This is a genomic window from Streptomyces sp. NPDC043876, from assembly GCF_056435825.1.
In genome coordinates this window covers 16,639-37,483 of the sequence record NZ_JBWKDV010000019.1, presented here as the reverse complement: position 1 = coordinate 37,483, position 20,845 = coordinate 16,639, and the positions used below count along the sequence as shown (strand labels likewise).

Here is a 20,845-nt window from a genome sequence, read left to right as displayed (position 1 = left end):
GCTTGCCCGTCGACACACAGACCACCGGCGTCGAAGCGGACCTCTCCATGCAACAGCGGGCTTACCAGTGAGTACCAACCTGCCCTACTTCCGCTACCACCCCGACCCCGTCGCAAGCGAGTCCATCCGCGAGAGCGCCGAGACCTGCGCCTGCTGCAACCGCAACACGGGGTGGATCTACACCGCTACTTTCTTCACGGCCCAGGATGTCAGCGGGAGGTTCTGCCCCTGGTGCATCGCCGACGGCAGTGCCGCTGAACGATTCGAAGGTGAATTCACCGACGCATACGGGCTCGACGGCGTCAGCGAGGAGGCCCTGGTGCAGGTCACCCGCCGCACCCCCGGTTTCCACGCCTGGCAGGATCCGCACTGGCTTGTCCACTGCAACGACGCGGCCGCCTTCATCGGCGAGGTCGGATACACCGAACTGGCAGCCCACCCCGAGGCCCTCGACCAGCTTCGACTCGACCTTCGGATGAGCGGTTGGCACGACGCGTCCCAGCTCGACACCTTCCTGACCCACCTCGGGCAGGGGGCAAACGCCATGCTCTTCCGCTGCATGGTCTGCGGCACCCATCTCGCTTACGCCGACGCTTCATAGCCACGGCCCAACCCAGCAGGCACCCTTTCCCTTCAAAGGATCCGCACCCAACGGAATTGGCCAGCAGGATCGGTGACAGCACTCTTACCGGCACCCAAAGTCCCCATCGTCGGGGACGCTGGCATGCTGTGGCAGCACTACGCGTGCCGCGCACGCCTCCAGCGCGACGAGGAGCCCACATGACAAACCGCGGTCGGCCGCGAGTCCACCTGTTCACTGGAGGGCCGACCTGGGAAGAACGTCGATCAGTACAGCAGGCCAAGACCGCGCAGGAACAACATCGGAAGAAGAAGCTCGCCAAAAAGCACCGAGCCGCCCTGAAGCGGCTGGACGCCAGCATCCAGGGCCTGCGTGTCGCCCTCCGGCACAAGGAGGTACGGCTGGCCCAGTCGCTGCGCGCTGCCGCTTGGGAGCTTGTAAAGCAGCTGCCGCCGGAGCTGACAGGGCCTCAGCGAAAGGCTCTTCGACTGCAAGCTCCAGATTCAGGCGCTGACGATGGCTCGCCGCATCACCTAGGCCCTTGGAAAGTAGCGACTGCATCGGCGTCACTGCCGGTCACGAGCCCGGCTGCTCAAGTAGTGCCCGGACACAGAAGTCCCACCGGCTTGAAGGGCTTCCGCGCGTCACAGATCAGCCACAGCCCACCCACACCGGTCCCGGCGCCGACACCATGACGCCATGCGCACACACCACGTCATCACCCTCCTCGCCGCTGCCGGCCTCCTCGCCCTAACCGGCTGCTCCGAGGCCGTCACCAGCAAGCCCAAGCCCGACGACAAGGTCACCTCCTCGCCGTCCGCATCACAGGCGAGCATCGCCCCGGAGGCACTCAGCTCCGCAGCCGCGGCCGCGGGCATCCCGCCCAGTCCTGCCCCCGAGCAGCGCGCCATCTACCTCGCCGCGCTCAACAAGATCGACCCCGAGATCGTCAACGGCAAGGACGACAAGGCCGTCAGCCGCGGGCTGAGTCAGTGCCAGTCCATGAAGGACGAGAAGGACCCGACCAAGCGTGTCGAGTCCACGAACCGGCGCTTCATCAGCCCCAACCATCCGGACGGCTTCGGCCCCACCAAGGCCGCCTTCATCCTCGCCGCCATACAGACCAACCTCTGCCCCACGTACTGACGGGGCCGCAGACCACCACGGTGCGGGTGGGTGCGGGTACGGCCACCCGAGGCGGAGCCCCGGGTGGCACCCCGCAGACGGGGAGGCTGCAGGACCAAGCGGACAGACCTCACCACCTACGCCCACCGCAAGCGGCGCGCCCCACCTCCTCACCGAGTCCGACGTCTGCCACCTCTGCGGCCACATGCGCCCGGAACCGGGGCTCAGCTCAGGTATGGATGCCTCGGCCATGGGTGGCCTGGTATGAGTCGATCACGAACGCTAAAACTCTTGACCCGGTGGAACGCCTGCTCGTAGAGCGGGCTTGTGAGCGGCTGGTCGTCAATTTCGTCCACCGGCTCGACCTCGGGGACCCGGGCTCGGTGGCGGACCTCTTCACGCGGGAGGGCACCTGGGAACGGCCCAGCGGGCGACCGCCGCACCGCGGGTCACGACGCCCTGCGCACCTACTTCGGCAACCGGCCACCAGACCGTCTGTCACGCCGTATATGCACGAACATCCTGGTTACCGTGACCTCGGCGGATACCGCCGCCACCACCTACTTCACCACGTACCGTGTCGACGGCTACAGCGAGTGCCTCGTACCGCCACGGCCCCCGGTCCAGGTGGGGCACTACGAAGACACGTTCCGCAAGGTGGACGACACCTGGCTGCTCACCACGCGGACCCTCTTCCTCGCCTTCGCCGGCCCCACCGAACGCCTCGACGGGCCCATCCAGTCATGAGCGTCTGCTGTCCGTTCCCGTCTAGAAGAGCACGGCGCGCATGCGCTGCGGGAGGTTCTCGATGATCTCGCGCAACCACGGACGCCGGACGGTGGGCAGTCGGACCAGGGTGTGCTGAAACGTGCCCGGGTCGGCCCGGAACGAGTACCGGGGGCGCGGTGCGGGTGGGTCGTCGCTGAGGACGCCGTCGGGCATGCCGCCCGACGTGGGAACCGGCAGGTGCGGCCTGGGGAAGGCCAGGCACAGCCACACCCCGAACGGCAGAGGTACCGGGTAGGCCGTCGTGGCCGGGTGCCACATCTCTCCGGTCTGCGGATGCGTCGGCACGAGGACGATGTCGGCTTCCCCGTTGGGGGTGGGCTGTCCCGGACCCGCCAGGACGGCGCGCCGTGCCGGCGGACCCGCGGGCAGCATGGAATCGAGGGCGCGTTGGAACACTTCCTTGCTCAGACCGTTCGGGACGGTCACCGGACGGCCCTCCGAGGCGACCAGCAAGTGGGCGAGTGCCCGACCGGCCGCGGCCTCCCACTGCGGGCTCCACGACCAGAAGTGGTTGGTCTGAACCGCGACCTCCATGTGGCGATCGGCTCGAACGGAGGGGTGACCTTCCCTTCCTCCAGCAGCTCTGCCCAGGAGAGCGGTGCGGAGTCGGCGCCGTTGACGAGGAGGCAGCGCACGGCGTCGGGGGCGAGCCATACCGCCTGCCAGAGCGAGCAGTCGTCGATCCGGCTCGCCACGGGCAGGCCGCAGTCCTCGCACGCCATGTTGGGGCCGTCTGTTCCGTCGAGGCCGCAGCAGTAGCCGCCGGCCCGCTCCGGGATCAGCAGGGTGCCGCGGGCATCGCCGGGAGCGATGACGATCGAGCCGGGGGCGCCGTCGGAGAGCGCGTGGACCGGTGCGTAGATGCCACGGGTCACCGCCTCGTCCGGATGGATCTCCTCCCATCGCCGCCACGGCGGCCCCCAGGGCTCCGGGTCCACGGCAAACGTTCCGGGCTCCATCAGCACCGGAAGCTGAAGCCCGTTCCCGTACGCCTGATGAGCGTGCACCGGTAGGGCGACCCGGGACAGCGGGTTGGTCAGCTCGGCGCCGCATCCCACACAAACGAAAACGAACAAACGCCCTCCGCCACAGAAACAGAGGGCATCGTCTCGGCCCGGCAGCAGACGGGCCAACGTGTTTCGAAGCCCTCTGCCGGGCCGAAGCCGAGCCCGATCCGGATGCACAGATTCCTCGTCAGAAACCATCTGTGGTACGAATGTTCGGTTAATCAATCATGCGTGACCACGGGGGTGGGACATGTCAGTCACGGTGCCTGACTGGGCGGACACACTGCTGGACCTCATCGGTGTGGCCTGGCCCAATGTCGACGAGGACGCCTACCGCGACATGGCCGATGCGCTGCGGGAGTTCGCGGACGATCTCGAGGACGACGGGCAGCTCGCCAACAACCACTTCGAGCGGCTGCTGTCCTCCGGCAAGGGCGAGTCGATCGAGGCGCTGAACGAGCACTGGAACACGGTCAAGGGCAAGCATTTCAAGGACATCGCCGGCGCTGCCCGGACCATCGGCGGGGCGATGGATCTGGCCGCCGGGGCCGTCGAGGGCATGAAGCTGGCCGCTCTCGTCCAGCTCGGCTACCTCGCCTCCGAGGCCGGGATCGCGATATCCCTGATCCCCGTGACCGGCGGTCTCTCCGCCCTCATCGGCGCCGGTGCGATGCGTGCCACCCAGGAAGTCATCAAGCGCCTGATCAAGGAGTGCGTCGAGGAAGCCGTCGGCTACATCGTCTCCGCCCTTACCGAACCCGCGGTCTCCGCGCTGGAGGAGATGGCTGCGGACCTGGTCGTCCAGTTGGGCGCCATGGCCATCGGCCTCCAGGACGGCGTCGACCTCGGCCAGACCAAGAAGGCGGGCAAGGACGGCTTCGACAGTGGCGTCCAGGGCGGCAAGGAAGCCATGCACCTCGCCTCCGCAGGCGCAGGCTCCGGCAGAGGTGGCACCGGCCCCGCAGGAACCGGCCTGGTCGACCTCCAGATCGACCACGACGAGCACGACCGCGCCGGCACCCAGCTGAACACCGTCAGCACCCGCATCCACGGCAAGACCACCGCCAAGCTCGGCAAGGCCAAGAGCCACCACGGCCGCACCCGCGGCCGCGACTCCATCGCCAGCGCCATCGACCCCATCGCCGACAAGGCCATGGCCGCCCTCACCAAAGCCACCAAGTCCATGGGCGACCACGTCGGCAAAACCCTCCCCAAAGCCGTCAAACAGATCTCCACCGACCACAAGAACAACGACGACGCCATCCGCGACCGCATCAACCGCCAGAAGCTCAAGGACACCCACGACGGCAAGGGCGGCAACGGTCCCGGCGCACCCGGCGGCCGGGGCAAGCCCGGTTCCGCCGCGAAGGACCCCGCCTCGACCCGGATCGCCAAGGACGATCCGCGGGGCAAGGGGATCCCGCTCGACAAGCGCCGGTGCAAGACCGACCCCGTCGACATCGCCAGCGGCGAGATGGTGCTGACGCAGACGGATCTCGCGCTGCCCGGCGTCCTGCCGTTCGTCCTGCGTCGCACCCACATATCCGGCTACCGGTACGGCCGCAGTTTCGGCCCGAGCTGGGCGTCCACCGTGGACGAGCGGCTCGAATGGGGCGCGGACACCGGCGGGGCGGTGATCTGGGCGCGCGAGGACGGTTCCCTGCTGGTCTACCCGCGGCTGCCGCGGGAGGGGGACGACGTGGCGGTGCTGCCGCTCACCGGAGCACGTCTCCCGCTGCGGTTCCTGGAGCGCAACGACTTCGGGGACGTCACCTACGCGGTGAGTGACCCGCTGTCCGGCCTGACCCGCCGCTTCACCGGAAACCCCTACAACGGCACCCGGTTGCACTGGCTCCACGCAATCGAGGACCGCAACGGCAACGCCGTCCACTTCCACCGCGAGGACGACGGACGCCTGGCGACGGCCACGCACTCCGGTGGCTACCTGATCACCTGCGATACCGACCCGGCCGGGCGCATCAGCGCCTTCGCGCTCCGCACGCCCGATGGCCCGCAGACCCTGCACACCTTCGGGTACGACGAGGCCGGGAACCTGAACGGCGTGGCCCACGCCGATTCCGCGCCGCTGCGCTTCACCTATGACGAAGCCGCCCGCATCACCTCCTGGACGGACCGGCGCGGGGCGACGTACAGCTACGTCTACGACGGCGCGGGCCGGGTCGTGGAGACCGTTGGTCCGGACGGCACCCTGTCGTCCCGGTTCGCCTACGACACGGACAACCGGATCACCTGGTTCACCGACTCCACCGGTGCCGTCACCCTCTCCCACTTCAACCAGCTGGGCCAGGTCGTCACCGAGACCGATCCGCTCGGGCACTCGGTCCACCGTCAGTGGGACCAGTACGACAACCTCCTCGCCCGTACCGACGGGCTCGGGCAGACCGCCACCTTCACTTACGACGAGCAGCACAATCTGACGTCCCTGTGTTCCCCCGACGGTACCCGGTCGACGGCCGTCTACAACGCGTTCTGCCAACCGGTGGAGCTGACCGGCCCCGACGGCACACGGTGGCGGCAGGAATTCGACGACCGGGGCAACCGGACCGCGGTCATAGCGCCGGACGGCGCGGTCACCCGGTTCGCCTACGACGAGCACGGCGCCATGGTCAGCCGGACCGATCCGGCCGGCCGGGTGGAGCGCTTCACCCGCGACCGGGCGGGTGTGGCCGTGTCCCTCACGGACTCCCTGGGGAACCGGTTCTCCGTGCTCCGCGACGCTTTTGGCCGCCCGGTCGAAGGCACGGATCCGCAGGGAGCCGTCACGCGCACCGAATGGAGTCCGGAGGGATGGGCACTGCGCAGGGTCTCGCCCGACGGTTCGACAGAGAGCTGGACCTGGGACGAGGAGGGCAACTGCACCTCCCACACCGGCCCGGCGGGAGCGGTGACCCGCTTCGAGTACGGCCCCTTTGACCGGCTGACCGCCCGGGTCGGAGCCGACGGTGCGCGCTACACGTTCCACCACGACACGGAGCTGCGCCTCACCCAGGTCCGCAATCCGCAGGGACTCACCTGGGACTACACCTACGACGCGGCCGGCAATCTGATCGCCGAGAGCGACTTCGACGACCGCGTCGTCACCTACGAAACCGACCCGGCGGGGCGGCCCGTGGCCCGCACCACCCCGCTCGGTGACCGGATCACCACGAGCTTTGACGCGGACGGCCGGGTCGTGGCCAAGGAGGCGGCCGGCGAGCTCACCCGCTACACGTACGACGCGGCCGGGCGGATCGCGTCGGCGGTCTCCCCCACCTCGTCCATCGTCCTCGAACGGGACCTGATGGGGCGGGTCCTGACCGAGACCGTGGACGGACGGACCACCCGCTACACCTACGACGTGACGGGCCGGATCACGTCCCGGACCACCCCGACCGGCGTGGTCACCCGGTTCACCTACGACGCGGCGGGCCTGCGCAGCGGGGTGGATACCGACGGGCACCACCTCGCCTTCAGCCGGGACGGCCGGGGGCGTGAACTCACCCGTGCGTTCGGCCCGGACGAAGCCCCGGTCACCATCGGCTCGGTCTGGGACGCGGCGGGGCGCCTCGCCGCCCAGGTACTGGCCACCCCCGCGCGCACCCTGCACTCGCGCGCGTACGCCTACCGCCCGGACGGCCACCTCGAGTCGATCACCGACGAGCTGAACTCCACCCGCCGGACCTTCACCTCGGACCCCGTGGGCCGGCCGCTGCGCGTGACGGCCGAGGGCTGGACCGAGTCGTACGTCTACGACGCCGCGGGCAACCAGACGAGCGCCGAGTGGCCGGACGATGCCTGGCGCACCGATGTCCGGGGCGAGCGCACCTACGAAGGAACGCGGCTGCTCACCGCGGGAGCGGTGCGATGCTCCTACGACGCGGCGGGACGCACCGTCATGCGCCGCAGGACCCGGGCGTCGCGCAAGGCGGACGTCTGGCACTACACCTGGGACGCCGAGAACCGGATGACCGGCTGCCGGACCCCGGACGGCGTGCAGTGGATGTACACCTACGATCCGCTGGGCCGCCGCACGGCCAAACACCGGCTGGCCGCCGACGGCCGCACCGTCGTGCACTCGGTGTACTTCTCGTGGGACGGCACCCGGCTGGCCGAACAGACGGACACCGCCCACGGCACGGTCACCACCTGGGAATACGACGGTCACCGCCCGCTGACACAGCTGGAGCGGCGCGGCGTGCCGGAGCCGGGGAGCGACGTGGACTCGCGGTTCTTCGCCATCGTCACCGATCTGGTGGGCGCGCCCAGTGAACTCGTCGGCGAGGATGGCCGGATCGCGTGGCAGACCCGTACGACGGTGTGGGGTACGACGGCCTGGAACCGGGACGCGGCCGCCTACACCCCGCTGCGCTTCCCCGGACAGTACGACGACGCCGAGACGGGTCTCTACTACAACTGCTTCCGGCACTACGACCCCGAGACCGCCCGGTACACCAGCCCGGACCCGCTCGGTCTGGGGCCGTCACCGAACCCGGTCGCGTACGTCACCAATCCGCACGCCTGGGCGGACCCCGAGGGGCTGATCGCCAAGGGGTGCACGGAGGACGGCGGCTGGTACAGCGGCATGCAGCCCGCGAACCTCAAGAAGCCCGACGGTACCCGGGTCACGGACGTGGACATGGAAATCAACCACATCCCCGCGAAGGCCTCTTACGCCCACCTCGACGAACCCGGCTTCAAGACGAACAAACGGGGCGGCGGGGCGGGCATGGGCCCGTCGATCAGGATGGAGTACGACGACCACCGTGCCGTCACCAGTACCGGCTCCGGGGCGGACTCCGTCCAATGGCGGGCCGATCAGCGGGCCCACATCGACAACGGCCGCTGGGACCTGGCCATGAAGATGGACATCGACGAAATCCGCGACCTGTACGGCGACAAGTACGACACGCACATCGCCGACATGGTCGAGAGCCTCAAGGTCAACAAGAAGTTCCAGGCGATGCTGGCCAAGAACAACTGGTCGATAGACTACGACGTCCTCAAATAGACCAACCGGAGAACATGATGGACCTGATCCTCGATCCCCCGAACGGCGTGGAGCCGCTGCGCCTCGGCATGACCTTCGACGAGGCGATGGCCGCCGTACTGCCGTGGGGGGAACCCCGGGTGATCGGCGGGACCCCGACCCGGCCGAAGAGGCGCGCCCTGGGGTCCTTCGACGGCGTGGGCTACACCGCTTTCTTCGACGAAGAGGCACACCTCACGGCAGTCGAGCTGTGGTGGCCGGGTGAAGGAAAGACGTCGAGCACCCGGGTCCTGCTCGACGGCCACGATGTGTTCGCCGACCCCGCCGAGGAGATCCTCCAGCAGGTGCGCACACGCGGCTGGAGCGTGACGGCCGCGGACACGGAGAGCCTGGTCGTGCCCGGCGTCTCGCTGGGATTCACCCGCCAGACCTCACAGGAAGTCCCCCGCGACAACGCCGGACTCCCCTTGTCCTTCACCTCGGTCCTCGTTGCAGGCACCCACTACTACGACTTCCTCAGCACCACCGCCTGAACGCCCGCCGCAGCGCCTGGCTGGAGTGATCGGCCTTCGGAGAACGGCGGACAAGCGGAAGGAGCGACCGTGCACCCCTCCATCACCCACCTCGCCCGAGCCATCCCCCCGGCGGACGCCCCCCGCACCCATGACTGGGCGCGCGTTGAACAGGAACTCGGCACGGTCCTGCCGGGCGACTACAAGCAGCTCGTCGACCTCTACGGCGGTGGGCTCTTCGACGACGCCATCTGGCTTCTGGAGCCGGACTGCCCCAACAAGTACTACGACCTGCTCACGGAGAACCGGGACCGCGTCGAAGCACAGCAGGGGCTGTGGCGAGGCGGAGAGCCCAAGCCGGCCGAACTGGAACCGGCAGGATCCCGCATCATCCCGTGGGCCGTGACGGAGAACGGTGACTGCCTGTACTGGCTGGTCCGCCCCGGCAACGAACCCGACCAGTGGACCGTCGCAATCAAGGAGGGACGGGGACGGGAATGGGAGTTCCACGCTCTGTCGTGCTCCGCATTTCTGCGGTCCGTCCTTGTTGCCGGCGACATCGAGTCCGACCTGTTCTACGACCCCCCGACGGAAGAAGCGCACCAGTTCTCTTCGAGCGCCAGTTTCCTGTGCGTTCTTGACGCCTCGGGAGGCGCCGGCGCACTGACTCAAGTGCCCGCTGGAACGCGGAGGAGCCGTTCATGACCCGCATCACGCCCCCGCGCCCCGTCGACATCGAAGCCCTGTTCCCGGCTCTGGCCGCGTTCCGGCGCACGGCCACCCGTCTGCACCCCCGCCCGGGGGAGCCGTCGGCCCAGGACAGCTCGGTCGCCGGGCCGATGCTGTGGCCTGCGGAGGAGCCCTGGCCGGTGTGCACCGCTGTCCACCGAAAGGGCAGGGGATACCGCGTGGCGGACGTACGCCGTGCCCGCCTCATCGACGCGGACTCCCAGGGGCGGAACAAGACCGATGAGGAGCGCCAGGCCCTCGCCCGTCTCCAGCGGGCAACCCACGCCCCGGAGATCCGCGACGAGGACCCCGTGCCCCTGCTGGCGATCGCGCAGCTGTGGGCACGTGACATTCCCGATCTGCGGGGCCCCGAGGGGTACGACCTCCTCCAGGTGTTCTGGTGCCCTTTCGAGGCGCACGGACCCGACCAGAGCGTCGAAGTGGTCCTGAAGTGGCGGCGTGCCGCCGACACCCGGGGCACCTTGAGCGAACAGCCGGAGCCCGTCGTCGTCGGTCGGCAGGAATGCGTGCCCGAGCGCTGCGTCGTCCACCCCGAGCAGGTCACCGAACACGAATACATCGATCTACTCCCCGCAGACCTCCGGGACGCCATCGACGCATGGCAGGAAGACCTCCAAGACGAAGCCGCAGACAACGAGGACGAGGACGAGGATCCGTTCGGAATCGAGTACGGGAGCGCACTGTCCATCGCGCCCGGCTGGAAGGTGGGTGGTTTCGCCACCTGGCACGCCACCGACCCCCGGCCCGTCGACTGCCGAACGTGCGGCACCCCGATGCCACCCCTCCTGACGGTGCACCACGTCGAATGGGACCCCGCCTCCGCCAGCTGGGCCCCCGAGGAGGACCGGCGCCCCGACGTCTACCGGCACGTCATCACCCCCACCAAGGTCTACCTCGGCCGCGGATACATGCGCGTCCACACCTGCCCCGCCAACCCCTGGCACCCGCACCAGCTGAGCTTCCAGTAAGACCCCGGCCGCCCGGCCGCCCGCCTGCACAACCACGGTGGGATCCACGTCGAGAGGGTGCGTGCGGGGTCATCCCCGCGTCCGCGGGAAGAGGGACAGCCTCGCTTGAAGCGGCAGCTCTTGCTGGTCATTCGGCAGACGCGGAAAGCGGACTTCCTGGCCTGCGACTCCAGGCGGCGGGCCGCATCCCGGGGAGCTTTCCCTCCATACACACGACCAACGACGACTGCGGGACAGCTCCGAACGGGCGTCCCGCAAGGTCGGTCGCTCCACGCATCAACGCAGGTCACAGACGCGCAGCCGGGCAGACAGCGACTGTAGCGACTCAAAGTCGGACATGGCCCCACTCCACGGCCCCGCCACTTTTGCCACCGCCGGAAGGAATCCAGGCGGCTCAGGCCCCCGCCGCCTGGACCGGGCGTTCCGAGCGCTCCGTCTTGCGGCCCTTGCTGCCGGCCGTCAGCGTGGTCGGGTCCACCGCTTCGGCGGGGGCGCCGCTCGCGTAGAGGCCGTCGGGGACCGTGTCGCGGTCGTGCGGCAGGAGCCAGAAGACGCGGCGGCGGAAGGTGCCGCTGGAGCGCGATGGCTTGGCCTGGGCGCCCAGCTGGGCGTAGCCGACGAGGCGGCCGTCGCGGTGGTAGGCGGGTTTGCCCCGGCGCGTGGGGAGGCGGTCCAGGGACTGACGGACGTAGTCGAGTTCGGTGACGTCCTCGAGCCAGACGAGGTCGACTTCGTGGTGGATCTCGTCGTCGGAGATGAGGGAGCTCACGCGTTCTCCTCCTCTGCCAGCAGGCCGATGCCGGGGTAGTACTTCTTCGAGTTGGACAAGATCATTTCTTTGGGTGAGGCCAGGCCCACGAGCTCCCGGGCCCGTGCCGCGAAGGCGCGGGAGGAGACGGTGGGCGCGCCTTCATTCTGGCACCAGGTGCGGTAGACGCTGTAGAGGCGGGCCTGCTCGGCCCGATGGTCGGTGTGGAAGGTGCAGCACTCCTCGAAGAAGCGCCCGGTGTGGTCTTCCGTCTCCGCGTACGCCGTGGTGGCGATGCGGACGGGCGCGGGGCCGGTCAGGTCCTTCTCGCCGGCGAGATAGCGGCGGGCGCCGTCGATGAGCCAGGCGAGGATGCCGGGGCCCTCCTCGGTGACGAGGATGTCGGCCAGGTTGTCGATCTTCCGGTCATCGGAGACGACCTTCTCGAACGGGACCAGGCGCATGCGGCGCCAGAAGGCGAAGCCGCCGGTGCCGACCTCGGGCCGGTGGTTGCCGATGAGCCAGAGCTTGTGGGTGGGGGCGAAGGAGAAGAAGTCCTGGCGCATGCGACGGGCCTTGATCCGGTCGCCGCCGGTCAGGAGCTTGACACGGGCCTCGTCGAACTTGTCGCCGGGCTTGACCTCCGAGCAGACGATGACGCGTCGGCCGTGGAGTTCGGCGAGTTCGGTGGGGTGGCCGTCGAAGGTGCGGGCCATCAGGAAGCCCGGCGGGGCGGCGTCCGCGTAGTCCCCCAGGAGCTTCATCAGGACGTCCAGGAGTACGGACTTGCCGTTCTTGCCCGACCCGAAGAGGAAGGGCATGACCTGGGCGCCGACGTCGCCGGTGATGGAGTAGCCGAGCATCAGGTGCAGGAAGTCGATCATGTCGCGGCCGTCGGCGTCGTCACCGAAGGTGTCGGCAAGGAAGCGGTCCCAGCGGGGCGTGGGCTGCGACGTGGGGCCGGTGGAGGTCGACCGGGAGTGGAAGTCCTTGTCGGGCTGGGGGGCCCGGATGAGGCCCGTACGGAGGTCCACGATCCCCGCGGGGGTGCAGAGCGCGTACGGGTCGGCGTCGAGGAGTTCGGCCCGCAGAACCATGCCAGGGGCCGACTTGGCCTGGGTGAGCATCGCGTTCATGCCGGAGGTGCTGAGCGCCCGTCGGCGGTGCTTCTGCAGCGACTGGTTGCTGTGGATGCCGCGCGGGTCGGTGGTGGCGATGGCTTCGGCGAGGTCGCCCGCCGCCCAGACGACGGTGTCGTCCTCGTCGATCTGCCAGCGGGTGGTGTCCCAGCGGTACCAGCCGAGCCCCGGCACGTGCCGGTAGTCCCCCGAGTAGAGGCGGACGAAGAGCTTGGCGTTGCCGCGGTCACTGAGGGTGTCCGGGAGCAGGCCCGCGGGCGTGGCGTGGTCGAGGTGGAGCTGCTCACCGGCCTGGACGGGGACGGGGACGGGCGGGGCCTGCGCGAGGATCTGCGCGGCCACGGCCTGGGGGTCGAAGTCGAAGAGGACGTCGTCGGTTTCGGGTGCGGGGTTCACCGGCGGCCTCCAAGGTGCAGGGGGCGCTTGGCGCCGGCGGTCATGCCGCTGCGGACGATCTGTTCGATGCGGTGGGCCTGGTCCGGGCGGGCCGCTTCCGCCGTCGCGCGCAGAGCTTGTTCCGCGTCGGATACGGCCAGGTGACCGGCCGCGGCGAGCCCTCCGAGCGTGTAGGCCGCCCGGTTCAGCTTCTCCGTGAACCCTGCGCCGTGCGCGACCTGGGCACAGGCCGCGACCTCGGACAGCAGGGCGGAGAGGAGACGGGACATCTGGTCGGGGCCGCTGCCCGCGGCCAGAACGGCCTGCCGGGCGCGGGGTGGTACCGGCCGGGGCGCGGGGATGTGAGCGGCCGGCAGGTGTCCGGTGCGCTGCAGTTCCTGTGCCAGCCAGGCGGGGAGGGGGGCGGGCTGGCGGGCCTCGCCGACGGGCTTGTAGGTGCCAGCGCTGGTGGTGGTGCCGGGGGCGATGATGTACCCGCCTTGTGCCCGTACGTCGACCTGCCAGGCGAGGCCGCGCTTGCCGGAGCCCGTGGAGCACTGCCAGCGGCGGCCGTCGGTGGCCCGGTACCAGACGTGCATGCCGCCGGAGGGGGTCCGTACGCGCAGGGTGGAGGAGTCCTCGGCGGGCGTCGCCTCACCCCGGAGCGCGGCGAGTACGGCGAGGGAGTGGTAGCCGGTGCTCAAGCCGGAGAGGTCGATGTGCTCGCCGATGGGGATCCCCGGAAGGACCTTGTCCCGCTGGGGCGGTTCGGCTTCGTGAGCGTCGATGTCGATGACCACCAGCCCGGCCGGTCCGCAGGCCACACCGACCCCCAGGGCGGGATTGGCGCCCCACCACTGCCGGATGCGGTCGTGGTCCACGGTGGCCGCGTGGAAGCCGTGACACCAGCGTCCAGCGGCCTGGCAGGGGCAGTCGGTGTGGGAGTGCCCGGACGCGCTGCAGTCCCGGCAGTTGGCCGCGGGAGTCTTCCGGCCCGGGGCGAGGGGGTGAACGGGCCAGCCGTTGCTGGCGCACCACCGGGCCAGACGGAGGCCCGCGACCGCACGCTCAGGGGTGGGCCGCCCTGAGTCGCTGCGAGAAAACCGCAGCTCAGCGGGCATCTACTTCCCCTCACAGCGACTGAAGCGACTCAACAACGGACACAGCCTAGCGAAAGTGGCGCGGCAGCGTGAGCAGCGTGTCGCACGCATCTCTCCGGCGTGTCGCCCCTCTCGACCTGACCTTCCGGCCTCTCGGTCCGCAGAGCCCGCGCAGCGACTCAAGACCGGGGCTCAGCGACTGAACTCCTTTCGGTCGCTTCAGTCGCTTCAGAAGAATCCCAGGTCAGAGACCTGTGAAGCACTCAACAGCGACTGAAGCGACTGAAGCCTCCTATATATGACGCATACGCGCACACATGAATGTCCTCATATACCGGAAGTTGAGTCGCTTCAGTCGCTGTCTGGCTTGGAAGAACTCTCTGACCTGCACCTTTGGCAGCGACTCAAGCGCAGCGACTGAACAGTCGCTGGGTCGCTTGGCTTGGGTCGCTGAGGAACGGGGGCCGAAGGACCGGCTGGGACAGCGACTGAAGGGCGGGGCGGGTGGAGCCGAGGGAGGGACGTAGGAGGCCTTACGTTCCTGGGACGGGACTGCCATCCGTGGCTGGACCGGCTTGGCCGCCTTCGCACACCGCCGCGTCAACGTCCTGTGGGCTCTGTTCCGAGACCGTGGCCTCCACGGGATCAGGCCGCCACCTGTCACGGCGTCGCCCCGATCGTCGGCCAACGCTGGGCAAGCCTCGAGGGCCGTGACATCCTGCGGCAGTGCTTTTGAGTGATCATGCAACCAGCGTCGAGCTGCGCCCGCTGGCCTATCAGTTCCCTGCTGCTCAGGGCGACCGCTACGACGACAACTGGCTCGTTATCGGTGGCACGGTGACGACTCCCGACGGCGTGTGGTCCTTCAGCGATCCGGCTTTGCTGACCGATGAAGCCCGTGAGGTCAGTGCGTGGATGCGTGCGGCAGCCGCCGGGACGATAGCTGTGACGTGGCCTGATGCCGAAGGCTATTTTTCCCCGGACACGTGGTTCAACGAGCCGGTCCTGGCCTTCAGCCTCGCTGAGCGAGACGAAACCGGGGCGACGATTCGCCTTCATCTGTCCCTGGAAGCGACACCTCCATGGCGCCAGGGTGATGACAGGCCGGACATCTACCAGTACTTCGTGGAAGTGCGCGTGAACACAGCTGCACTGCTTCACGCAGCAGACCAGTGGGATGGTGCCCTGGCTTCCTTCCCGGCCCGCTGATCAACGTGAGTCGAAGACTGTCTCGTAACTGACCTTTGGCACGAGAGTGAGGCTGAGATCGGGCCTGGGTCCCGTTCTTTGGGGGAGGCACCGGCTCCGGTTCACCCCTGTGACCGCGCGGCAGAGCAGCGGATGGCAGGGGCCATCCTCCCGGCAACGTGTGGATCCACCCGCTCGGTGAGATGAGCAGGGCCCCTGTTATCGTGCGCCGATGTCAACGATCAGGCAGTTCCAAGTGACCTTCGACTGTGCGGAACCTGTGCGCCTCGGTGTCTTCTGGTCCGAGGTGCTGGGGTACGTCGTACCGACGGCCCCGGAGGGCTTTGCCACGTGGGAGGACTACCAGCACTCGCTGCCGCCCGAGGACGAGGTCTACTTCGCATGTACCGATCCCTCGAGTGTGGGCCCGCGTGTGCTCTTCCAGCGAGTTCCCGAAGGGAAGGTCGTCAAGAACCGGGTGCATCTTGATGTGCGGGTCGGCACAGGGCTCGTGGGTGACGAGCGCCTGGCCACGCTCGAGGCCGAATGCGCACGGCTGATGGCGCTTGGTGCGAAGCACGTGCTGACGCAGCGCGCCGATGGCGTCAACGAGTCGTGCATCACGATGCAGGACATCGAGGGCAATGAGTTCTGCCTCGCCTGATTCCCTTCCGAGACTGAGAGGGGTGGGAGCCGAGCCGTCTTGCGGGGACCTCTGGCAGTGAACACCCGGGCCTGGACTGAGCTCAGCGACTCCGCGGGTGGCCGGCTGTCTGCTTGGCGGGCGAACCTCGGCCCTATCGGCGCACCCTCGAAGGGCCGACGCAGAACACATGTCCTGCCCGGCCAACATCGGCCCTGTTCCTGCGGCGGGTGGTTGGGCGAGTGCGTGACACGGCGGCCGCCGGTGGCGCGATCCAGCTGTCAGGATGCGGGGTCCGCGGATATAGTGGGATCACCAACTGTTACTCAGGCGCAGAAGGCCCCCACCTCGGTGGGGGCCTTCTGTCTTTGCCAGCCTGTTTTGTCGGGCTGTTTTGTCGGGCTGTTTTGTCGGCTTGTACCGCCGCCGTCTCCGGCCCGGTCAGGCCACCTGGAGCTTCGGCCGGCCCGTCGGGGCGGGCGGGGCCTGGTGGTACGTCGGCAGCTTCAGGTTCGGGAGGTCCCCCGCCTGGATGCGCGCGAGCGCGGCGCGGAACGCAGCCTCCATGGCCTCCGGGCTCTCGTACTTCGCCGCGAGCGGGTGCAGCCGGTAGGAGTTGCCGGTGCGCTCCTCACTGCGCGGCCGCAGCACGATGTTCAGGTCGCACAGCGGCGCCATGAGCCCGCTGACGGCCTGGGGCGTGACGCCGTACTCGGCCGCCATGTCCTTCTGGCGGACCGGGAGCGTCCCGCCGAAGTCGCTGCGTGAGACGAGGTACTGGAGGAACTTGACGGCGGACCCTGACAGGGGCAGGGCCCAGATGCGCTCCGCGACGATCGGAGACATGACGTTAGCCATGGGAGGACAGCCTTCCTCGTGAACGGTCGCCTGTGTACTGGCCTGGCTGCGCTATCACCCGGTTCGTTTCCTTCCACGAAAGCTGTCCTCTACCCCGAAATCGAGGTCCAGCTCCTCCTGATGGGCGCCTTCCGGCCCCATCGCGTACGGGAACGCCCCGGGGTCGTACTCGTGCTTCTCCGCGATGTCGGCGAGCACTTCGTGCTGGGCCGTGCTGTTCCCGTGGAACCACAGGCGCACGTTGATCTGGATCCGGCCGTTGCCCGCCTTCTCCACCCAGTTGTAGCCGCACAGCGCCTGGACGGCACGGTTGACCGTGGAGCGCGTGATCATCTTGCCGCCCTTCTGAGCGGCGATCTTGTTCAGTCCGTCCGTGATCTCCTGCTGCGTGTACTGGGTGATGCCGGTACCCGGCATCTGCCCGCCGGCCACGAACAGGAACACGCAGAGCTGGGACTTGGTGATGCTGTTCGCCACGGCGAGCTGGGCCAGGAGCTGCGTGAACCAGTTGCTGGCCAAGCTGTACCCGGCGCCCCCGGCCATGTCGTGCACGGCCTTCGGGTCGGCCGCGTACTCGAAGTGGACTCCCTTGAGCCGACGTCGGCCGCTGGGGTCGGCGGCGCTGGCCACCTGCTCCCCGAGTTGCTGACCGAGGACGGCCAGGATGTCTCCGTACTCGGCCTCGTTCCCTGCCGCTGTGGGCACGGGGACTGGCCGCGGCCCGCGCTGTCGACGACGGGCGGGCGGATCAGATGTCACAGGACCTCCTTGTTACTCAGGCGGTCCGAGGGTATCCAAAAAATCAACTGCTGCTTGTCTTTTGCCGCGTCGGCGCGTCGAAAGTCGTCTCTGGGTGGGGTCTCGGGGAGACACTGTTCGATCCGGCCGCCGAAAGTACACCAGTCGTGAAGTTATTTTGCGAACAAGCGCCGAAAGTACACGGCTCCTTGATTTTTGTGTGTCGTGATGGCGGCACATTCGGGTGTTTCGGCGTTCGAGCCGAGGCGCTGTGTCGGGTCGAGGGCCGACGCTCTGACCTGCGACGACGTCGGGACGTATGGCGGCGTCAGAAAGTACAGCGCTGCTTGAGTTTTCAGCGAAATGTGCTCGCCAGGTATACATTCCGAAGGACCAAATGTGTCCTGGGGGACACATACCCTCCGACGAACCCGCAGGTCAGAGGCTTAAAATCGCGGCGCCCTCTTATTAAAGAGCGCAACCTGACCGACGGCCTCGGGGACGCTCATCTCCCCTCGGACCGGGCACATCTGACGCCTGATGAGCACTCTGCGGGGGCCTTCTGGAGCGGCTGCTGTGCTCCCGAGGACACACCCACACACAGGACACAGGACCGGCTCGTACTTCACATCGGTCTCCCCTGGCCTGGCTGCTAGCTCACTCGCCGAACACCAGCCGACGCACCTGCACTTGCTTCTGCGCGCGGTCAGCGAACTCACAGGGCCATCCCCTCCTCAGCCACATGCGTGGTGGGGTACGGATGTTGCATGGCCCTCGTGCCCAGTGAGGGCGCCCAGCGCCCGAGGGGTGCACCACCGACCGTCAGGGAGGTGGGGCAGGGCGCGAGGGGGAGCGGGTCCAGGGCGCCCGAGCGCCTGGCGAGGGGGTCTGGGGGGCGAGTAGCCCCCCATGCCACGGCCGGTCCAGCGCGGCCAGGCGCTGGCGGGGTCCAGGGGCTGGCCCCTGGGATTCACGGTCCGGTGATGACGACGGACAAGAACACCGGTCACGCAGCCGTCGTTGACGGGGGCGGACCGTTGTCGCTGCGGCGGGTGCGATCCTGAGCGGATGAACGAGGGATCCGCTGCGCTGGCGACCGCTGGGTGGCCGCTGACTGCGGCTGGGGAGACGGCTTGGTTGCGGGAGCTGACCGATGACGACGGGCTTACCGGCTTCATGCCACCGGCACTGCCCGACGCCGCCTGGGTTCTCCACTCCATGTACGAGCACGATCTCGGGCCCACCGACATGTCCTATGTCGCGTATCGGCGAGCCGTGCTGAATCGAGGCGGGTCCGAGATCATTCCGGGCCTCGACCCCGGGGACGTGTTCAACGGGGCGCCGGGCGCGCACCGCGGCCCCCGTTGGCGCCGGCTGCGCTGGGCGGAGCTCTCCCGGCGGACCGGTGATCCAGTCGCTTCTGAGGGTCAGCTGCCCTGCTACCGCTCCTTCCCCTCGCTCCGGGAGCCGAGCGGCTGGCCTGTCGGCATCGACGCGCCAGCCGAGGGCAGCCTGGACCGGACCGACTGGAACCGCCTGGTCGACATCCTCACCGAGCACAGCCCGCAGGGTGCGCAGACCCGATGCCTGGCCTACTACAACCCGCTGTTGCAGAGGGCTGAGGACTTCGACAACCTGCACGTCCGGACCGGCACGCTCGCGGATGCCAAGGTGCTGTACGACCACCCGGAGGAGGACGGTTGGACCCCGTCCAAGCTCTGGGCCCATGACCGGTCCTGGGTCCTCTGCACGGACTACGACCTCTGGGCCACGAAGGTGGCGGGCCCCTCCCCGCTCATCGAGGCCTTCCTGAACGACACGGAAATCGAAGCCGTCCGACTGCCCTGGGCCCTCTGACCCCGGCCGCCAGCGGTATAGAAGCGACCATGGGTGGCCGAGAAGCCACATGAAGCGCCCGCCACATGGCCGCTATGCCGAGGTGAGATCGGGGTGGGCGGCGGGGTGGGGCACTCCCGCGACCGGTGCGACGCAGGAGTGCTTGTGCACGGGTCGAGAGCCCGGATGGATCTGTGCCCGCCTCAGGCAGCCGCGGCTAGGGCCGGAGCACGATCTTGCCGTGGGTGTGCTGCTGCTCCAGCTCGCGGAAGGCGTCCCGCACCTGTTCCAGTGGATAGGTGCGGGCGATCGGCACCTCCAGCTCCCCGCGCGCGGCAAGCCGGGCCAGCTCGCCGAGCACGACGGCACACGCCGCCGCACCTTCTCCGTAGGTCCGCGCGCCGACCTTGGCCGCGCCCTGCCAGTCGCAGATCGTGTCGATTCGCTCGGGCCGCACCCCCAGCTCTACTGCCAGTGCCACGTAGCCGTCGCCGAAAGTGTCGATGAACGCGTCCACCCTGCCGCCGGACGCCTGACGGATCCGCTCGGCCACACCCGGCCCGTACGCGACCGGCAGGACGCCGCGATCCTTCAGCCAAGCGTGGTTCCGCTCGCTCGCCAGCCCGATCACCGTGGCGCCGCGCCGCCGCGCGAGCTGCACGGCGAGCGACCCGACTCCGCCCGCCGCACCGGAGACGACGACCGTGTCGTCCGGGCCGGGGTCCACCGCGAACACGGTGGCGTAGGCGGTCGTGCCGGCCACGTACAGAGCCCCAGCCACTTCCCAGGCCAACCCCGTCGGACGGGAGACCAGGTTCACGTCGTCGACCACGACGAACTGCGCATGGCTGGCCCGCCGGTGAGTGAAGCCCGCAACCTCATCGCCCACCCCGAAGCCCCGGACGTGCGGGCCGACTTCCACCACAATGCCGGCCAGATCACTCCCCTGCCCGGAGGGAAACACCGCCGGCCAGCGGTCATGCAGGGCACCGTTGCGGATGTGCGCCTCGCCCGGCTGGATCCCGGCCGCACGGACCTCGACCAGCACCTGCCCAGGACCGGGCACCGGCCGCTCCACCTCCTCCACCTGCAGCACATCGATCCCGCCGTACTCGTGAAACCGCACCGCCTGCATTGCGTGATCACCGCACTCTCTCGTTCGGACAAGACGTGGCCCGCCGCACAGCAGAGGGCCGACACCGACCGTGCCAACGCGTTCAAAGACCAAGCGCGGATCCGTATTCCCAAAACCACCACCGACAGCAACGCCGTCAGCGCCCAGGACCCATCCGTGGCCTGACTCCCACCATCAACTCAGACCCCGGCAGATCGACGGAAAGTGACGGCAGACGTGACCGTACGAGGGGAAACCTCAATGGCCGCTGGCACCTGAGCTTCGTTTCCAAGGGAAGGTGTGGCTGTCAGGCGGCAGTCACTTAGCGGGCCATCAGAACAGGCCCTACGGTTCCGCCTCTTCATCGGGAAGCCTCTTCGCTTAAGTA

General features: G+C 68.7%; 17 protein-coding genes and 2 pseudogenes. 11 read left to right on the top strand and 8 right to left on the bottom strand.

What is annotated here, in order from left to right; translation table 11 throughout:
• The first annotated feature begins 67 nt into the window (after nt 1-67).
• Nucleotides 68-601 carry a CbrC family protein gene (locus tag AC0693_RS36495; protein WP_478804284.1) on the top strand — a complete coding sequence of 178 codons (534 nt, stop codon included), beginning with the start codon at nt 68-70 and terminating at the stop codon, nt 599-601.
• A 245-nt stretch (nt 602-846) separates the two neighbouring features.
• Here the strand turns inward: AC0693_RS36495 and AC0693_RS36490 are convergent, their stop codons facing one another.
• Nucleotides 847-1,074, bottom strand: a complete 228-nt coding sequence (locus AC0693_RS36490; RefSeq protein WP_478804283.1) for a hypothetical protein — start codon at nt 1,072-1,074, stop codon at nt 847-849.
• Between the two features lie 205 nt (nt 1,075-1,279).
• On the opposite strand from AC0693_RS36490, the gene AC0693_RS36485 reads away from it, so the two are divergent.
• Nucleotides 1,280-1,726, top strand: a complete 447-nt coding sequence (locus tag AC0693_RS36485; protein ID WP_478804282.1) for a DUF732 domain-containing protein — start codon at nt 1,280-1,282, stop codon at nt 1,724-1,726.
• Nucleotides 1,727-1,944: 218 nt separating this feature from the next.
• Nucleotides 1,945-2,452, top strand: a pseudogene (locus AC0693_RS36480) (nuclear transport factor 2 family protein).
• A gap of 21 nt (nt 2,453-2,473) precedes the next feature.
• Here AC0693_RS36480 and AC0693_RS36475 read toward each other — a convergent pair.
• Nucleotides 2,474-3,570, bottom strand: a pseudogene (locus AC0693_RS36475) (hypothetical protein).
• 181 nt (nt 3,571-3,751) lie between these two features.
• Between AC0693_RS36475 and AC0693_RS36470 the strand changes: the two are divergent.
• The 4 genes from AC0693_RS36470 to AC0693_RS36455 all read left to right on the top strand — a co-directional run bounded on the left by AC0693_RS36470 (nt 3,752) and on the right by AC0693_RS36455 (nt 10,718).
• Nucleotides 3,752-8,509: an RHS repeat-associated core domain-containing protein gene (locus tag AC0693_RS36470; RefSeq protein WP_478804281.1), complete on the top strand. Its 4,758-nt coding sequence runs from the start codon at nt 3,752-3,754 to the stop codon at nt 8,507-8,509.
• Between the two features lie 14 nt (nt 8,510-8,523).
• A complete protein-coding gene (locus tag AC0693_RS36465) occupies nt 8,524-9,021 on the top strand; it encodes a hypothetical protein (protein WP_478804280.1) in 498 nt (165 codons plus the stop codon).
• 69 nt (nt 9,022-9,090) lie between these two features.
• A complete protein-coding gene (locus AC0693_RS36460) occupies nt 9,091-9,705 on the top strand; it encodes an SMI1/KNR4 family protein (protein WP_478804279.1) in 615 nt (204 codons plus the stop codon).
• The gene (locus tag AC0693_RS36455) at nt 9,702-10,718 is read left to right on the top strand and encodes a hypothetical protein (RefSeq protein WP_478804278.1); all 1,017 of its coding nucleotides are present in this window, start codon (nt 9,702-9,704) and stop codon (nt 10,716-10,718) included. Before AC0693_RS36460 ends, AC0693_RS36455 begins: the two co-directional genes overlap by 4 nt.
• Nucleotides 10,719-11,112: 394 nt before the next feature.
• Here AC0693_RS36455 and AC0693_RS36450 read toward each other — a convergent pair whose 3' ends face one another.
• The 3 genes from AC0693_RS36450 to AC0693_RS36440 are packed head-to-tail and all read right to left on the bottom strand — an operon-like array spanning nt 11,113 to nt 14,101.
• A complete protein-coding gene (locus AC0693_RS36450; protein ID WP_478804277.1) occupies nt 11,113-11,487 on the bottom strand; it encodes a DUF6009 family protein in 375 nt (124 codons plus the stop codon).
• Nucleotides 11,484-13,001 (bottom strand): DNA primase family protein, encoded by a 1,518-nt coding sequence (locus AC0693_RS36445; protein WP_478804276.1) that lies wholly within the window; start codon nt 12,999-13,001, stop codon nt 11,484-11,486. The genes AC0693_RS36450 and AC0693_RS36445 overlap by 4 nt, the downstream gene beginning before the upstream one ends.
• On the bottom strand, nt 12,998-14,101 hold the full coding sequence (locus tag AC0693_RS36440) for a bifunctional DNA primase/polymerase (protein WP_478804275.1): 1,104 nt from the start codon (nt 14,099-14,101) through the stop codon (nt 12,998-13,000). The genes AC0693_RS36445 and AC0693_RS36440 overlap by 4 nt, the downstream gene beginning before the upstream one ends.
• A gap of 705 nt (nt 14,102-14,806) precedes the next feature.
• On the opposite strand from AC0693_RS36440, the gene AC0693_RS36435 reads away from it, so the two are divergent.
• Together AC0693_RS36435 and AC0693_RS36430 are read left to right on the top strand one after the other, a co-directional pair.
• Nucleotides 14,807-15,289 carry a WapI family immunity protein gene (locus tag AC0693_RS36435; RefSeq protein ID WP_478804274.1) on the top strand — a complete coding sequence of 161 codons (483 nt, stop codon included), beginning with the start codon at nt 14,807-14,809 and terminating at the stop codon, nt 15,287-15,289.
• Between the two features lie 211 nt (nt 15,290-15,500).
• Nucleotides 15,501-15,932: a VOC family protein gene (locus AC0693_RS36430; RefSeq protein ID WP_478804273.1), complete on the top strand. Its 432-nt coding sequence runs from the start codon at nt 15,501-15,503 to the stop codon at nt 15,930-15,932.
• 420 nt (nt 15,933-16,352) lie between these two features.
• Here the strand turns inward: AC0693_RS36430 and AC0693_RS36425 are convergent, their stop codons facing one another.
• Nucleotides 16,353-16,769, bottom strand: a complete 417-nt coding sequence (locus AC0693_RS36425; protein ID WP_478804272.1) for a hypothetical protein — start codon at nt 16,767-16,769, stop codon at nt 16,353-16,355.
• Between the two features lie 54 nt (nt 16,770-16,823).
• Complete coding sequence (locus tag AC0693_RS36420; RefSeq protein ID WP_478804271.1) at nt 16,824-17,474, bottom strand: hypothetical protein; 651 nt, start codon at nt 17,472-17,474, stop codon at nt 16,824-16,826.
• A gap of 1,101 nt (nt 17,475-18,575) precedes the next feature.
• On the opposite strand from AC0693_RS36420, the gene AC0693_RS36415 reads away from it, so the two are divergent.
• A complete protein-coding gene (locus tag AC0693_RS36415) occupies nt 18,576-19,364 on the top strand; it encodes a hypothetical protein (RefSeq protein ID WP_478804270.1) in 789 nt (262 codons plus the stop codon).
• Nucleotides 19,365-19,560: 196 nt separating this feature from the next.
• Here AC0693_RS36415 and AC0693_RS36410 read toward each other — a convergent pair whose 3' ends face one another.
• Nucleotides 19,561-20,478 (bottom strand): NADP-dependent oxidoreductase, encoded by a 918-nt coding sequence (locus tag AC0693_RS36410; RefSeq protein ID WP_478804269.1) that lies wholly within the window; start codon nt 20,476-20,478, stop codon nt 19,561-19,563.
• A 3-nt stretch (nt 20,479-20,481) separates the two neighbouring features.
• On the opposite strand from AC0693_RS36410, the gene AC0693_RS36405 reads away from it, so the two are divergent.
• Nucleotides 20,482-20,643, top strand: coding sequence for a hypothetical protein (locus AC0693_RS36405; RefSeq protein ID WP_478804268.1), 162 nt, complete (start codon nt 20,482-20,484; stop codon nt 20,641-20,643).
• Nucleotides 20,644-20,845 lie beyond the last annotated feature (202 nt).

Coding starts and splice junctions, on each gene's coding strand:
- AC0693_RS36440 (WP_478804275.1), bottom strand. CDS start 14,101: ATGCCCGCTGAGCTGCGGTTTTCTCGCAGCGACTCAGGGCGGCCCACC.
- AC0693_RS36410 (WP_478804269.1), bottom strand. CDS start 20,478: ATGCAGGCGGTGCGGTTTCACGAGTACGGCGGGATCGATGTGCTGCAG.
- AC0693_RS36415 (WP_478804270.1), top strand. CDS start 18,576: ATGAACGAGGGATCCGCTGCGCTGGCGACCGCTGGGTGGCCGCTGACT.
- AC0693_RS36430 (WP_478804273.1), top strand. CDS start 15,501: ATGTCAACGATCAGGCAGTTCCAAGTGACCTTCGACTGTGCGGAACCT.
- AC0693_RS36470 (WP_478804281.1), top strand. CDS start 3,752: ATGTCAGTCACGGTGCCTGACTGGGCGGACACACTGCTGGACCTCATC.
- AC0693_RS36485 (WP_478804282.1), top strand. CDS start 1,280: ATGCGCACACACCACGTCATCACCCTCCTCGCCGCTGCCGGCCTCCTC.
- AC0693_RS36465 (WP_478804280.1), top strand. CDS start 8,524: ATGATGGACCTGATCCTCGATCCCCCGAACGGCGTGGAGCCGCTGCGC.
- AC0693_RS36455 (WP_478804278.1), top strand. CDS start 9,702: ATGACCCGCATCACGCCCCCGCGCCCCGTCGACATCGAAGCCCTGTTC.
- AC0693_RS36425 (WP_478804272.1), bottom strand. CDS start 16,769: ATGGCTAACGTCATGTCTCCGATCGTCGCGGAGCGCATCTGGGCCCTG.